Raw genomic sequence first — 15,003 nt, forward strand, 5'->3', positions numbered from 1 at the left:
AACCGATAACCACGCGGCGTCCGGCTGGCAGGCCGGCGCCCCGACACAAGGCGCCACCCGTGCGATGAAACAGCAAACGAGCCTCCGCGACCGACTGTGGAATTGCATCGTCTGGGCGACGATGGGCTTCTTCCTGCTCAACGTACTGTTGCTGATCGCGACCGTCGCCGTGAACTCGGTGGCGACACGCTGGTTCGGTACGCTGCTGCCGCAGGGCTTCACGTTGCACTGGTATGCGCAGGCATGGAGCGATTTCCAGCTCTCGAGCGTGCTGCTCGTGACGCTCGAAGTGGTGGGCGCGGTGGTGCTGCTGTCCATCGTGCTCGGCGTGCCGGCGGCGTACGCGCTGGCGCGCGTGCAGTTCCCCGGCAAGCGCTTCGCGATGCTCGTGTTCCTGCTGCCGCTGATGGTGCCGCCCGTGACCTACGGCATTCCGATGGCCACGGTCATGTACAAGTTCCATCTCGCGGGCACGCTGACCGGCGTGATTCTCGCGAACCTGGTGCCGGCGCTGCCGTTCGTGATTCTGGTGATGACGCCGTTTATCGAGCAGATCGATCCGAATCTGGAATCAGCCGCACGCATTTTTGGTGCGAACACGTTCCGTTATTTTCGTTACGTGCTGCTGCCGCTGCTCGTGCCGGGCATGCTCGCGGCAGGGCTGCTGGTGCTGGTGCGCACCATCGGCATGTTCGAGCTCACCTTCTTCACCGCCGGACCGACCACGCAGACGCTGGTGGTCGCGCTGTACTACGCGGTGTTCTCGACGGGCGTGCGCGCGCCGCAATCCATCGACGCCATGGCGATGATCTACATGGCGATCACGATGGTCTGGGTGCTGATCGCGCTGCAGTTCGTGAGTCCGACGCAGCTCGTGTCGCGGGTGAAGGAACAGAAACAGTGACCGTGACCGACATGGACGCGGCCGCGCGCCGGTTTCTCCCTGACGAAACAGCAACGTGACGAAGATGCGTGAGGTCGTGACACTCGAGGCGGAGCCGAAGCTCGTCATCTCCAGCGGGCCGCATACGCTGGAGATCGCGCCGCAGGCCGGCGGGCGCATCACGCGCTTCGCCACCGCGGATGCACACGGCGTTCAGGAATGGCTCGCGCCGGTGACGGCGGCGAGCTGGCCCTGCCACGCGTGGCCGAAAGGCGGAAGCTATCCGCTCGTGCCGTTCTCCAACCGGGTGCGCGATGCGCGCTTCGCGGGGCCGGACGGTTCACTCGTCGAACTGGCGACGTTTCCCGGCATGCGGCACGCGCTGCATGGCTTCGGCCAGTTCGCGGCGTGGCAGGTGGAACTGCACGAGCCGGATTGCGCCGTGCTGCGCTTCGTGCATCGCGCGGACCAGCATGGCTGGCCGTGGGCGTTCGAAGCGGTGCAGCTGATCGAGGCCACGCCCGAGGGCGCGCGCCTGTCGATGCGCGTGTTGAACCGCTCATCGCTGCCAATGCCGGTCGGGCTGGGTTTCCATCCTTATTTCGCCGCGACGGAGGCGGAAGTCGACGCGGCCACGCTGTGGCGCCATGAGGAAGAGATCGCGGTCGGGGTCGCCAGCGAGGCGCCGCCCCGCCGGCACGCGCGCGAGATGCAGGGCTACACGCGCTATCTCAGCGGCTGGGACGGCCGCGTGACGCTGCATTACGCGCACGGCCGCACGCTTGCCCTCATGGCCGGCGACGCCTTGAGCCATGTCGTCGTGCATTGTCCGGCCGGGGCGGGCTATCTGTGCGTCGAGCCGGTGTCGCACGTCAGCGACGGCTTCAATCTCGCGGCGCGCGGCGTGGACGGAACGGGTGTGGCGGTCATCGAGCCAGGTAGTGAAATACGGGCGTCGCTCGCGATGGCAACCGGCGTGATCCCGGCCCCAGGCGACGGCGGCGGCGCCTGACGCGCGCTTCCACCGAGGTCCGCACACGCGAGGCATTCGCCGGCAACAGGCCTCGAGCCACAAGACAGGCAAGCGGGTTCATGCGACACCTCCTGCAAACATGGAAACATCAGCGCCTGAGCGGCGCTGAAAAGAACGCTTCGACCATATCGACGATCCGCCAGGTCGCGCACGGCCGGCGGCAATGCGCGTCGAACCCGGCGTCCTTGAGCATCTGGACGGGATCGGCGGGCCAGACGTTGCTCATCGCGACGAGCAGGCGCCCGGTCATCTCCGAATCCATCTGTAGCGTGCGCAGGAAGACGTAGCCGGAGTCGCTGTCGAGGCTGGTGTCGAGCAGCAGCGCGTGCGGCTGCCAGCTGCCGACCAGCGCGCGGACGGATTTGAGATCCTGCGAATGGATGACCTGCAAGCCTTTGAGCCGAAGTTGCACGGCGAGCGAATCGCCGATCGACTTGTCCTTGTGGGCGATCAGCACGCGGCGTGATGCATCGCTGGTACGAGCCCGCTTGATTCGCCACAACGCGAACTCGCTCTCGTTGTGGGCTAGACGGCTTGACATCTCATCCTCCTGGTCGTTATTTGATATGGCTGATTCGATGCCGCCAGTTTCGACCGGCCGTGCTTATCGCTCAACCCGGCACGGGAAGGGGAGTTCAGAGATTTTGGGAGACTGCCGAATGGATCCCTGCGAAAGGGGGGTAGAAGTCGTCCAAGGCCCGCGTAAGATCGAAACCGTTCTCGGAGCGTCGCAATGGAAAATGGCTATTTCAAAACAGTGTTGCTAGTTGAGGACGAAGGGCTCACCAGGAGCGCGATGAAAAGTCTCATCCTGGCCAATGAGCCTTTGCTCGAAATCGACGAGGCCGACGGTTTCGAACAGGCGAAAGCCAAGCTTTCTGCCAATACCTACGACCTCATCTTCCTCGACTACCATCTGCGTGGCCAGGACACCGGCATGGACCTGCTGAACTGGATCCGCGAGGAAGAGCAGGAAGTCCAGACCATCATGCTGTCCGCCCAGGATGACCGCGACACCGTGCTCGAATGCATCAAGAACGGCGCGTGCGGCTTCATTTCCAAGGGCAGCGAGCAGGGCGCCGGCGTGTTCCGCGAGGCGCTCAAGACCATCCTGAACGGCCGCGTGTACCTGCCCAACACGGTGCTCGGCAAGGGCGGTCACAGTCCGAGGCCGGTCACGCCGCATCCGAGCGTGACGGTCGAGTCGCTCGACCTGCCGCCGCGCCTTACCGAGACGCTGCGCTATCTGCTGCAGGGGCTGTCGAACAAGGCGATCGCGCGCAAGATGAACATCAGCGAAAACACCGCAAAGGAATATTCGAGCGATCTGCTCGCGCGCTTCCACGTCACGCGGCGAACCTTCCTGATTGTCGAGATGGCGCGGCGCGGCATCGAGATGCCGATGAGCAATACCTCGTCGGCGTCCTGATCCGCACGCAGCCGCGCAGGGCCGTCTCGGAGGCGGCCCATCGTCGTTTAGGAACGTTCCGAGGAATTCATCGCGAGATGGTAAGGTAGAGCCCGGACTAATTCGAGACGGGTTCAGCGCAGGTGATTCGCAGGCTATCGTTCAAGACAATGCAAGGTGCCGGCGCGGCGGTTGCCGCGAGCGCGGTGCTCATTCTCGGCGCGTGTGCGCCCCTTCCACAGCAGGACGGCACGGATGCCGCCGCGCCCGCGTCGGGCACGGCGCCGGTCCAGACGGCGCGCACGCCGGTGCGGCCGCCCGCGCCGGCCCTGCCTCCCGGCGAGCGCCGCATCATGGTCGGCAGCCCGGACGGCTACCACCTGATGGTCAAGACGAAGACTCCCAGCCAGGTGTGCGACGACGATGCCTTCGCCGACGGCGTCCGCTACGGTTACGCGCTCACCTGGAACCGGATGGTCGGCGAGGACGCGCGCAACGGCGGCAAACCGAAGCGCAAGTTCGATCCGTCCGCGATCCACTCGCAGGACGATCAATACAAGATCCAGTGGGATGGCAAGGAGCGCGTCAACGCGTGCGCGTCGGACGGCTATCTGATCGGACGGGTGGTCGGCACCCATCTGGCGGGCGTCGACATGCGCGACGGCAAGCCTTCCTGAGCCGCCGCGCCGGAGAATTCAGTCGCAAGTATGGGTGGCCGCGACATAGCGGCTCGCCACGCCAATATCGCCGTAGATCGTGTAGCCGGTGTTGTTCGCCGATGCCTGCGCGATCAACAACACCACGGATTGACTCGTCGGACCGCCGCTCGGAATCGAGATGGCCTGCGTATCGGGGCCCGGCGAGTATTCCCGCACGCGCCCGCCAATCGACGTCCAGGCCGACTTCACACAACGTGTGAACTCGTAAGGCTTGCTCTGCGAGGTGCCGGATCCGATCGGCACGGTCCTGAGCAGGCTGTCGTCCGTCGCGACGCACGCGCACAGCAGGGAAGCACTCAGGGCCGCGCACAGGAGTGTCACTTTTCTCTTCATATGATTCGATACCTTTTTTAGTCATTTCCGCGTTGCCGCGTGGCCGGTCCGATCTTAGCGGCTTTCTTGCATTCCGACCGACAACGGTTATTACAATCAGTAATAACGGAAGCGCCGCAGCAGCGGCTGCTAACCTTACAGTCCGTACTTTTCCCAATATGCGTCAAGTCGGGTCAACCGTCGCCGTTATATAGGCGTTTCATTGCCTGAAGCCATTTGTATGGCGCGAGCGCGGGCGACCCGAGCCGAAAGCGCGTTTTCTGAGCGCGTGTGGCGCGTACGGTGCGCGAGCCCGATAACCCCGATGTACCGCTGCCCCCGGCGATTCCTCGCCGGCTGGCATCGTGAGCCAGTCTGATAGAACGCATGTCCCGCACAAAGTTGCTCGCCCGGCTTCGCGCCATCGCCCCGTCCGGCCCCACGGCCGGCGGCTTCCAGCTTCAGCGCCTCGCCGCGCCCGTCCTGACGGTCGTGATCTGCGTGCTGCTCCTGATCGTCTTCCAGCATCTTTCGCGCGCGGTCGACTATAAGTCGGTCGTGCATTCGCTGCGCGTGATGACGCCGCAAGCCTGGCTCGCCGCGCTGTTCGCCACCGCGCTGTCCTTCGCCGCACTCGTCGGGCGCGATGCGGTCGGGTTGCGGCACATCGGCGTGACGCTGCCGCGCTCGCTGCTGTGGGTCGGCGCGACGGTCGGCTCGGCGCTCGGCAACGTCACCGGCTTCGGCGCGCTGACGGGCGGCGCGGTGCGTTGCCGCGTCTATGGCGCCTCCGGCGTGACGCCCGCGCAAGTCGGCCGGCTCACCCTGTTCACCAGCATCACGCTGGCGCTCTCGCTGGCCTTCATGGCCGCGGCCGGCATGCTGTTCGACGCGCGCACGCTCGCGGCCCTGCTGCATCTGCCGCCCGCCGCACTCCGCGCGACGGGCGCAGCGCTGCTGGCCGTGTTCGCCGCGATGGTCCTGCTGTGCGGCCGCGCGCCGCGCACGCTGCAGTCGCGCTGGAAGTGGGTGTCTTTCACCGTGCCGGCGCGGCGCGATTTCGTCGCGCAGGCGGCGCTGGCCGTCGTCGATGTCTTCGGCGCGGGCCTCGCGCTCTGGGCGCTGCTGCCGAATCCGCAAGTCGGCTTCATCGACTTCATGACGGTCTTCTCGGCCGCGATGCTGCTGGGCATGATCGGTCATACGCCGGGCGGCGTCGGCGTGTTCGAGGCTGCGATGGTCTTCGCGCTCGGCGGCAGCGCGCAGACGCCGGACGTCGTCGCGGCGCTGCTCGCGTATCGCGCGATCTATTTCGGCCTGCCGCTGATCCTCTCGGCTGGCGTGATGGCCGCCTTCGAAGGCCGCGCGCTGAAGGGCCGCTTCGGCTTCCTGAGCCCGCATCACGTGTCGCAGCTCGCGCCGGTGTTCCTGTCGATCGTCACGTTCGCGGCCGGCACCATGCTCGTCATCTCCGGCGCGACGCCGGCCTTCAAGATGCGCATCGCGCTCCTGCAGACCCTCGTGCCGCTGTGGGTGCTGGAAAGCTCGCAACTGCTCGGCTCCGTGCTCGGCGTGCTGCTGCTGTTCGTCGCGCGCGGCCTGCTGCGCCGGCTCGACGCCGCCTGGTGGCTCGCGCTGGGCCTGGCGGTCGCCAACCTGGCGCTGTCGCTGGCGAAGGGTCTGGCCTTCGTCGAAGTCGGCGTGCTGGCGTTCCTGATCGTGCTGCTGGTGCTGACGCGCGAGCGCTTCAACCGCCGTTCGTCGCTGTTTGCCGAGCGTTTCACGGCGACCTGGCTGATCTCGATCGGCGTCGTGATGGCGTTCGCCTTCTGGATCATGTTCTTCGCGTTCCGCGACGTGCCGTACAGCGGCGATCTCTGGTGGCAGTTCGCGTTCGACGAGCGCGCACCGCGTGCGCTGCGCGCGACGCTCGCCGCGGCTGTGTTCGGCACGGTGTTCGCCGTCTGGCAACTGCTGCGTCCGGCGGCGGGCCGTTTCGTGAAGCCCGCGCCGCAGGATCTCGCCGATGCCGCGCGCATCTTCCGCGCGCAGGAACGCAGCGACGCCGGCCTCGCGATGATGGGCGACAAGAGTTTCCTGTTTTCGGAGTCGCGCGAAGCCTTCCTGATGTACGCCAAGCACGGCCGCACGTGGGCCGCGCTGCATGATCCGGTGGGTCCGCGCCGCGAGTGGGCGGAGCTGATCCGCAAATTCGTGGAACTGGCGCATGCACACAACGGCCGCGCCGCGTTCTATCAGGTGCGCGCCGACGCGCTGCCGCTGTATCTCGACGCCGGCCTGACGCTGATGAAGCTCGGCGAGGAAGCGCACGTGGCGCTGGCGGACTTCGACCTGAAGGGATCGCACCGCTCGCATCTGCGCTATGCGCTCAAGCGCGGCGAGCGCGATGGCTTCGATACCGAGGTCATCGGGCCGGACCGCATCGTCGCCAGCCTGCCGATGCTGCGCGCCATCTCCGACGACTGGCTCGACAGCCGTTCCGCGCGCGAGAAAAGCTTTTCGGTGGCGGCGTTCACGGAGGACTATCTGTCGGCGCAATCGGTGCTGCTGGTCCGGCAGCAGGGCGTGCCGGTGGCGTTCGTCACCTTCATGACCACCGACATGAACACCGAAGCGACCGTCGGCGTGATGCGCCATGTCGAAGCGGCGTCGTCGTACGCGATGGAGTATCTCTTCACGAAGCTCGCGCTGCATCTGAAGGAAACGGGCTTCAAGTCGCTGTCGTTGGGCATCGCGCCTTTGTCGGGCATGGAGCCGACGCCGCTCGCGTCGCACTGGCACCGCTTCGCCGGCCTCGTCTGGCGTTTCGGCGGACGCTTCTACAACTTCCGCGGGCTGCGCGGATTCAAGAGCAAGTTCCAGCCGCGCTGGGAGCCGCGTTATCTGGCGGCATCCGGTTCGGTCGGCGTATTTTTCACTTTGGCGGATCTCTCGCTTCTCGCGGGCGGCTGGCGTTCATGACATTCCTTTGCAAGAAAGCGGCGGCGTTCGTAGCCGCCGCCGTGTGTGCTGTTTCCTGGCTGGGCGCGGCGCATGCCGCTGAATCGATTCCCGGCGGCCGCTACGGCCAGGTGACGCTGACGAAACCCGCCGGCGACATGACCGGTTTCGTCGTGCTGTTTTCGGAGAAGAGCGGCTGGAGTCCGTCGGACCAGCAGGCCGCTGACGCCCTCGCCGCGAAAGGCGCGATGGTGATCGGCGTCGATACGCTGAAATACGCGGCGCAGGTGAAGGCGGACAAGAGCGAGAAGGAGTGTCACAACCTCGTCGGCGATGCGGAGAACATGAGCCATCAGCTCGAGCGCACCGTGCAGACGAACCACTACTATTCGCCGATCCTCGCCGGCACGGGCCAGGGCGCGGCGCTCGCCGAGAGTTCGCTGCGGCAGGCTCCGGACAATACGGTGGCGGGCGCGGTGTCGCTCAACGCCGATGCCCAGCTCGACGCCCGGTTCGATCCGTGTCCGCCTGACCCGACCATCATCCACGCCCAGGGTTTGCCGGGGTTTCTGGAGCGCGCGGCGGCGCCGCAGCCGGGTCATTCAAAGGCCGATGCGCTGGTCGCGCTGACCGCGCCGCACCTGAAGAAGGCCGAGCCGGTCGCCGAGGGCGATGTCTCCGATCTGCCGCTGATCGAACTGCGCGCTGACAAGCCGACCGATCTGCTCGCCATCGTGATTTCCGGCGACGGCGGCTGGCGCGATCTCGACAAGACCATGGCGCTTGCGTTGCAGCGTGACGGGGTGTCGGTGATCGGCATCGATTCGTTGCGCTACTTCTGGAGCGAAAAAACGCCGCAGCAGACGGCCAACGACCTCGCTCGCGTGATCCGCTTCTACAACGCGCGCTGGCATACGAGCCACGTGGCGCTGCTGGGTTACTCGTTCGGCGCCGACGTCATGCCGTTCGCCTACAACCGTCTGCCGGACGCGGTGCGCGAACAGGTGTCGTACATCTCGCTGATGGGCTTTTCGCCCGCCGCCGATTTCCAGATCCGCGTGACGGGCTGGCTCGGCATGCCGGCGAGCGACAAGGCGCTGAAGGTGCGGCCGGAACTGAACAAGGTGCCGCCGGCGATGGTGCAATGCATCTACGGTGAGAAGGAAGAAGACACGCTGTGCCCGGACCTGACGAAGACGGGTATTGAAGTGGTGAAGCTGCCGGGCGACCACCACTTCGGCGGCGACTACGACGCGCTCGCGCGCCGGATTCTCGCCGGCTGGCGCAAGCAGATCGCGGCGCGGCAGGGGTGAGCGGGACGGTTCGTCCCGCAGCGCCCGGCGTCTTCACTTGAGTCCTACTTGAGCGGACCGAGGAAATCCCGTTTGCCGATCGGCGCGCCGAGATGGCGCAGGATGTCGTGCGTCGTGACGACGTGGAAATAGAAGTTCGGCAGCCCGAAGCCGAGCAGATAATCGACGCCGGAAAACGACGGCGAAAAGTCCGGAAACTTCAGCGTGACCGTGCGCGCTTCGCTGTCGACGAGCGTGGACTTGTCGATGCTCGTCAGAAACGCAATCGTCTTCTCGATGCGCGCCTGCAGTGACGCGAAGCTGTCCTCGTCGTCCTCGAAACGCGGCGCCTCGACGCCTGACAGGCGTGCCGCCGACAGTTTGGCTGTGTCGCTGGCGCGCTGGATCTGCGCGACGAGCGGCAGCATGTCGGGTGCGAGCCGGGCGTTGAGGACATCTGCGTGGGCGAGGCCTTTCTGGTCCGCGAAGGCGGCGCCTTTGGCGAGCAGATCCGCGCACACTTCGAGGCCGCGGATGAAGACGGGAATCGATGCGCGATACATCGTGAGAGACATGGGGCGCTGCTCCTAGAGAATGGTTTTTGTCTGCTTTTTGCCTGCTTCCAGGCAGCCGGAACCGGCTCCGGCCAACAGGGGGACACCAGCATAGCGCCGTGCCCGCGGAACTGCTCGGATCGCCGGACGAAGGCCGTCTGTCAATCGTCCCGGGCTGCTTGCGGACGATGACGCGCTTCCCACGCAGCCAGTTCCGTCCGATAGCGCGCCAGCGCTTCGTCGTAAAGATCGAACACGCAGGGGTCGCAGCCGCTTTGACAGCAATCTCCAGGCAGCGGGGATTCGGGCGGAGTGGGGCGGGGATCTTCGGAATCGGTCATCTTCGGGGTGAATGATCAGGGGCGGCACCGGTTCGCGGTACCACCGCGAGCGGCTAGACTTTGGCGGTGCATGCTTCGCACCGGATGCGATACTGCGCGCGGACAGTGGTTCGCCCATCGTCACGGCTTCATGGTTTCATGGTGTCACGCTGACTGGACCGAGGGACTCGCGCGATGAATCAGACCATCAGCCTCGTCATCTCCGGTGTGCTCGCGAGTGTTTTGCTGGCCGGTTGCGCCTATCCGCCGTCTGCACAGTTCACACAGAGCACGAGCACCTGGAGCGCCGAAATCCGCCGCACCCGTGACGGCATTCCGCACATCCGCGCCGCCGACTGGGGCAGTCTGGGTTTCGGTTTCGGGTATGCACAGGCGGAGGATAACCTCTGCACGCTCGCCGATGCCTTCGTCACCTATCGGGGCGAGCGTTCCGCCTTCTTCGGCGCGGATGCCCGTCCTTCCGCGCCCGCGACCTTCGGTCAGCCGCGCAATATCGACTCGGACTTCTTCTTCAAGCTGATCGGCGAGCAGGCGAATCTCGACCGCTTTCGCGCGGCGCAGCCGGCCGACTTGCGCAATCTTATCGATGGTTTCGCCAGTGGCTACAACCGCTATCTCACCGAAATCGATGCAGGCCGTTCGCCGGGCGCGCATGCGGCGTGCCGGGGCAAGCCGTGGATCGCGAAGATCAGCGCCGACGATATCTACCGGCGTCTGATCGCGGCCAATCTGGCCGGCGGTTCGGTGCGCTTCATCACGCCGATCGCGACGGCCCATCCGCCGAGCGCGGCCACCACCGCGCCGCGCGGCGCACTCGACGCGCCGCAGCAGACCGCGAACACGCTGCGTTTTGCGATCGGCGACACGCCCGGCATCGGCAGCAATGCGCTTGCGTTCGGCGCTCCGGTGACACACGATGGACGCAGCATCCTGTTCGGCAATCCGCACTGGTTCTGGCGTGGCCCGGACCGTTTCTATCAGGCGCAGCTGACCATTCCGGGCAAGGTGAATGTCGCGGGCGTGTCGTTTCTCGGCGTGCCGCTGATCGTGCTCGGCTTCAACGAGAACGTCGCGTGGACGCATACGGTGTCGAGCGCGCGGCGCTTCGGCATCTTCCAGCTCACGCTGGATCCGGCTGATCCGACGCGCTATCTCGTCGACGGCCAAAGCGAGGCCATGACGCCCGTGCCGCTCACGGTGCGCGCGCGGCGCGCCGACGGTTCTTTCGAGACGGTCGCGCGCACGCTCTACAAGACGCGCTATGGTCCGGTCGTCGATCTGTCGGTGCAGGCGGCGGGCCTCGGCTGGAATGCGCAGCGCGCCTACGCGCTCGCCGACGTCAATGCCGACAACCTGCGCGCCTTCCAGAACTTCTTCGCGTGGAACCAGGCGCGTTCGCTGAACGACTTCATCGCGATCCAGAAACGCTACGCCGGGATGCCGTGGGTCAACACGTTCGCCATTGGTCGCGGCGATGCACGCGTGTGGTTCGCGGACATCGGCCCGATTCCCGATGTCCCCGACGATCTCCTGGAAACCTGCACGACGCCCGCCGGCCGTGCATTCGCGGGGCGCGTGCCGGGCGTGCCGTTCCTCGACGGCGCCAAGAGCGCCTGCGCGTGGCGCGTCGATCCGGCCAGCGCGCAAGCGGGTGCGCTGGCCGTCGGGCAGATGGCGAACACCGTGCGCGGCGACTATGTCGGCAACTTCAATGACAGCTACTGGCTCACCAACGCCAACGCGCCGTTGACGGGCTATCCGCGCATCGCCGGGGCCACGCGCGGCGAGCAATCGCTGCGCACGCGCTATGGCCATCTGCTCGCCGCGCGCCTGCAACGCGAGCGCGGCGGGGTGACGCGCGACGCGCTGGAAACGGCCGTGCTCGAGACTCACTCGATGTCCGAACGGCTGTTCCGCAAGCCGCTGCTCGACGCCGTCTGCACTGTCAACGATGCGCTGTCCAACCTGCACGACGCCTGCGAGGTGCTGCGCCAGTGGAACGGGACGGCGGACATCGACGCGCGCGGCGCCAACCTGTGGGACGAGTTCTGGATGCGCATCACGCGCATTGCGCCCGAGCGGCTGTACGTAGCGGGTTTCGATCCGGACAAGCCGCTTGCGACGCCGGCCGACTTCAACGTCGACAATCCGGCCGTGCTGCAGGATCTGCGTCAGGCGCTGGGCGGCGCGGCGCTTGCGCTCAGGCTGAACGGCTTCGCGCTCGATTCGCGACGCGGCGACATTCTCTACACCACTCGCCAGGGCGCGCGCGTGCCGCTCTACGGCGGGTGTGACGAGGCGGGATACTTCACGGTCGTGTGCGCGCGGCGGCCGCTGGACGCGAAAGACTATCCGATGGATCCGAACGGGCAGGGCGACAGCTATGTCCAGGTCGTGACGTTCGGCGCAGATGGAGTGGACGGCGTGGAGGCCGACACGATGCTGTCGCACTCCGAATCGGACGATCCGGCCTCGCCTCACTCCGCCGACGCAACCCGCGCATTCGCGGCGAAGCGCTGGGCGCGCTTCCCTTTCACCGAGCAGGCAATCGACGCCGATCCTGCCGTGACGCGCGTGGTGGTATCGGCTGCGCCGTGATGATGTAGCCGGAACGCAGTCCCCAGTCGATAGAGCGAAGTCAAACAAATTGTATGAGCAATGAGTCGCAATTCGAATCTGGCGTGAAACCCGTCTATCATGAGATTTTTGCTTCAATGGACACACGCTCATGACTACCGGCGGCGGCATGCAACACGACGAGGCGGTGCAGCTGGACTCCGCTGCGCTGCGCGATTTTGTGGAACGCAAGTGGAACGACGAGATCGTTCCGGCGCTGACTGACTACATCGCGATTCCCGCAAAGAGCCCGATGTTCGACCACGATTGGGCGCGCCATGGCTTCATCGAGCGCGTGGTCACGGACGCGGTGGACTGGGTGAAGACGCAGCCGGTCAAGGGGCTCAAGGTGGAGATCGTGCGCCTGGCCGGACGCACGCCGGTGATCTTCTTCGAGGCACCCGCGACCCGTTCGGGCAGCACGGAAACCGTGGTGCTGTACGGCCATCTGGACAAGCAGCCGGAATTCGAAGGCTGGCGCAACGACCTCGGCCCCTGGACGCCGAAGTTCGAGAACGACAAGCTCTATGGCCGCGGCGGCGCCGACGACGGCTACGCCACCTACGCCAGCATCACGGCGCTCGCTGCGCTGGACGCACAAGGCGTGGAGCGGCCGCGCTGCGTGGGCATCATCGAGACTTGCGAGGAGTCGGGCAGCTATGACCTGCTGCCCTACATCGACGCGTTGCGCGACAGACTCGGCGAGGTCGGTCTGGTGATCTGCCTGGATTCGGGCGCCGGCAACTACGATCAGCTGTGGCTGACCACGTCGCTGCGTGGTCTGGTCGGCGGCGACCTCGAAGTGCAGGTGCTCGACGAGGGCATTCATTCGGGCGGCTACGGCGGCATTGCACCGTCGACGTTCCGCATCATGCGGCAGTTGCTCGAGCGCCTCGAGGACGCGAGCACCGGCGATCTCCTGCCGAAGAACTTTCATTGCGAGATCCCGTTGCTGCGGCAGCGCGAAGCGGCAGTCACCGCCGATATCCTCGGCGACGATGTCTGGAAAAAGCTGCCGTGGAGCTGCGGGCAGGACGGCGGCAGTGTCCTGCCGACCACCACCGACCCGCACGAGGCGTTGCTCAATTCCACCTGGCGTCCCTCGCTGACCGTGACAGGCGCGGCCGGCCTGCCAGCGCTCGCCGACGCCGGCAATGTGCTGGCGCCGCGTACGGCGTTCAAGTTGTCGTTGCGCCTGCCGCCGCTCGTCGAGGCCACGGCGGCGGTGGCCCAACTGAAGTCCTTGCTCGAACTCGATCCGCCCTATAACGCCCGGGTGACGTTCAAGCCAGAGGCGGGAGCGGCGACAGGCTGGAATGCGCCCGACCTCGCACCCTGGCTCGCCGGCTCGCTGAGCGAGGCGTCGCGGCGGCACTTCGGCGCGGATGTGGCCTTCATGGGGCAGGGCGGCACGATTCCATTGATGAATACGCTGAAGGAAGGCTTCCCGCGCTCGCAGTTCATGGTGTGCGGCGTGCTCGGCCCGAAGTCGAACGCGCATGGGCCGAACGAGTTCCTTCATGTGCCTTATGCGAAGAAGCTGACGGCTTCGGTGGCGGAGGTGATTGCGCTGGCGCCTTGACAGCGAGGTTTTTGCAAGACACAGGCTTCAGCAAGGCCCGGCTTGTCCGGGCTTTTTGTCGGCCGTTCGCGGAAAACTGTGAATTCAAACTGGTAAGGCCAGTTGATCGTCGGTAAAGTGATAGGCCCGCACGCGTCCCGACGCCGGACGCGCAAGCCCATCATCATGGAGACGAGTCTTGCAATGAACGCATCTTCCACGCCCAGCACGAACGCCCCGGAACGGCGCATTGCCGCCGACACGCTGCACGCCTATGTCAGCGCCATCTGGACGCACGCGGGCAGTGCGCCGCGCGAGGCCGAACTGATCGCGGACCACCTCGTGATGTCGAACCTGTCGGGGCACGATTCGCATGGCATCGGCATGATTCCGCGCTATGTCGCTTCGCTCGGCGCAGGGCAACTGCAACTCAACACGCATGCCGAAATCGTGCGCGATGCCGGCGCGGTGTTGAGCATCGACGGCCGCAAGGGCTTTGGCCAGGTCGTCGCCTATGAGGCGATGGAACATGGCATCGAGCGCGCGAAGAAACTGGGTGTATGCGCTGTCGGCCTGCGCAACGCGCATCACATCGGCCGGATCGGTCACTGGGCGGAGCAGTGCGCGAAGGCCGGCCTCGTGTCCTTCCATTTCGTGAACGTCGCGGGCGATCCGCTGGTGGCGCCGTTCGGCGGCATCGACCGCCGTTTCGGCACGAATCCGTTCTGCGCGGCTTATCCGCGCGACGGCAAACCGCCGCTGGTGCTCGACTTCGCGACGGCCGGCATCGCGTACGGCAAGACGCGTGTCGCATACAACAAGGGCGTGAAGGTTGCGCCGGGCATGCTGCTCGATCACGAAGGGCATCCGACCATCGAGCCGAAGGTCATGCACGAGGAGCCGTTCGGTACGTTGACGGCCTTCGGTCTGCACAAGGGCTCGGGGCTCGCCGCGTTGTGCGAGATATTTGGCGGAGCGCTGTCGGGCGGCTATACGACGCATGAAAGCACGCTGGAGAAGACGAGCGCGATCATGAATTGCATGACCTCGGTGATTCTCGACCCGAACGCCTTCGACGCACCCGCCGCACAACAGGAAGCGGAAGCGTTTCTTGCCTGGATGAAGGCTTCGCCGCGTGCCGAGGGCGTAGACGAGATCCTGGCGCCCGGCGATGTGGAAGAAGCGCGCCGTGCGGAATATGGCGCGAAGGGCATTGCCGTCGATCCGACCACGTGGCAACAGATTCGTGAATCGGCGGAGAAATCGGGCATGCCTCGGGCGGATATCGAGCGTTATTCGAGCGAGCTGAAATAAGTCGATGTC

At 65.8% G+C, this 15,003-nt stretch carries 13 protein-coding genes; 9 read left to right on the plus strand and 4 right to left on the minus strand.

Annotated elements, in window-relative coordinates:
- Positions 1-64 precede the first annotated feature (64 nt).
- Entirely contained in the window at positions 65-904 is an 840-nt protein-coding gene (locus tag QCE69_RS30835; RefSeq protein WP_409021261.1) for an ABC transporter permease, read from the plus strand.
- Between the two features lie 64 nt (positions 905-968).
- The gene (locus tag QCE69_RS30840) at positions 969-1,895 is read left to right on the plus strand and encodes an aldose epimerase (protein ID WP_309935418.1); all 927 of its coding nucleotides are present in this window, start codon (positions 969-971) and stop codon (positions 1,893-1,895) included.
- Between the two features lie 109 nt (positions 1,896-2,004).
- On the opposite strand, the gene QCE69_RS30845 is transcribed toward QCE69_RS30840, so the two are convergent.
- A complete protein-coding gene (locus QCE69_RS30845; RefSeq protein WP_309820036.1) occupies positions 2,005-2,457 on the minus strand; it encodes a histidine kinase in 453 nt (150 codons plus the stop codon).
- A 192-nt stretch (positions 2,458-2,649) separates the two neighbouring features.
- Here QCE69_RS30845 and QCE69_RS30850 point away from each other — a divergent pair, with 192 nt between their 5' ends.
- Together QCE69_RS30850 and QCE69_RS30855 are read left to right on the plus strand one after the other, a co-directional pair.
- Complete coding sequence (locus tag QCE69_RS30850; RefSeq protein ID WP_309934678.1) at positions 2,650-3,345, plus strand: response regulator transcription factor; 696 nt, start codon at positions 2,650-2,652, stop codon at positions 3,343-3,345.
- A 149-nt stretch (positions 3,346-3,494) separates the two neighbouring features.
- Positions 3,495-4,001, plus strand: coding sequence for a hypothetical protein (locus tag QCE69_RS30855; RefSeq protein WP_309926191.1), 507 nt, complete (start codon positions 3,495-3,497; stop codon positions 3,999-4,001).
- Positions 4,002-4,019: 18 nt separating this feature from the next.
- Here QCE69_RS30855 and QCE69_RS30860 read toward each other — a convergent pair whose 3' ends face one another.
- Positions 4,020-4,376, minus strand: a complete 357-nt coding sequence (locus QCE69_RS30860) for a hypothetical protein (protein ID WP_309934680.1) — start codon at positions 4,374-4,376, stop codon at positions 4,020-4,022.
- 366 nt (positions 4,377-4,742) lie between these two features.
- On the opposite strand from QCE69_RS30860, the gene mprF reads away from it, so the two are divergent.
- Together mprF and QCE69_RS30870 are read left to right on the plus strand one after the other, a co-directional pair.
- A complete protein-coding gene (mprF, locus tag QCE69_RS30865) occupies positions 4,743-7,337 on the plus strand; it encodes a bifunctional lysylphosphatidylglycerol flippase/synthetase MprF (RefSeq protein ID WP_309934682.1) in 2,595 nt (864 codons plus the stop codon).
- Positions 7,334-8,629, plus strand: coding sequence for an AcvB/VirJ family lysyl-phosphatidylglycerol hydrolase (locus QCE69_RS30870; protein WP_309934684.1), 1,296 nt, complete (start codon positions 7,334-7,336; stop codon positions 8,627-8,629). The genes mprF and QCE69_RS30870 overlap by 4 nt, the downstream gene beginning before the upstream one ends.
- Positions 8,630-8,673: 44 nt before the next feature.
- On the opposite strand, the gene QCE69_RS30875 is transcribed toward QCE69_RS30870, so the two are convergent.
- A complete protein-coding gene (locus QCE69_RS30875; protein ID WP_309934686.1) occupies positions 8,674-9,183 on the minus strand; it encodes a DUF1993 domain-containing protein in 510 nt (169 codons plus the stop codon).
- A 140-nt stretch (positions 9,184-9,323) separates the two neighbouring features.
- Positions 9,324-9,503 carry an oxidoreductase-like domain-containing protein gene (locus QCE69_RS30880; protein ID WP_309934688.1) on the minus strand — a complete coding sequence of 60 codons (180 nt, stop codon included), beginning with the start codon at positions 9,501-9,503 and terminating at the stop codon, positions 9,324-9,326.
- A gap of 174 nt (positions 9,504-9,677) precedes the next feature.
- On the opposite strand from QCE69_RS30880, the gene QCE69_RS30885 reads away from it, so the two are divergent.
- From QCE69_RS30885 to QCE69_RS30895, 3 genes are all read left to right on the plus strand, one after another.
- On the plus strand, positions 9,678-12,101 hold the full coding sequence (locus QCE69_RS30885; protein ID WP_309934691.1) for a penicillin acylase family protein: 2,424 nt from the start codon (positions 9,678-9,680) through the stop codon (positions 12,099-12,101).
- Between the two features lie 130 nt (positions 12,102-12,231).
- Entirely contained in the window at positions 12,232-13,701 is a 1,470-nt protein-coding gene (locus QCE69_RS30890; protein ID WP_309934694.1) for a M20 family metallopeptidase, read from the plus strand.
- A 183-nt stretch (positions 13,702-13,884) separates the two neighbouring features.
- A complete protein-coding gene (locus QCE69_RS30895) occupies positions 13,885-14,994 on the plus strand; it encodes a malate/lactate/ureidoglycolate dehydrogenase (RefSeq protein ID WP_309934696.1) in 1,110 nt (369 codons plus the stop codon).
- Positions 14,995-15,003 lie beyond the last annotated feature (9 nt).

The sequence above is a fragment of the Caballeronia sp. LZ032 genome (assembly GCF_031451315.1).
Classification (GTDB): Bacteria; Pseudomonadota; Gammaproteobacteria; order Burkholderiales; family Burkholderiaceae; genus Caballeronia.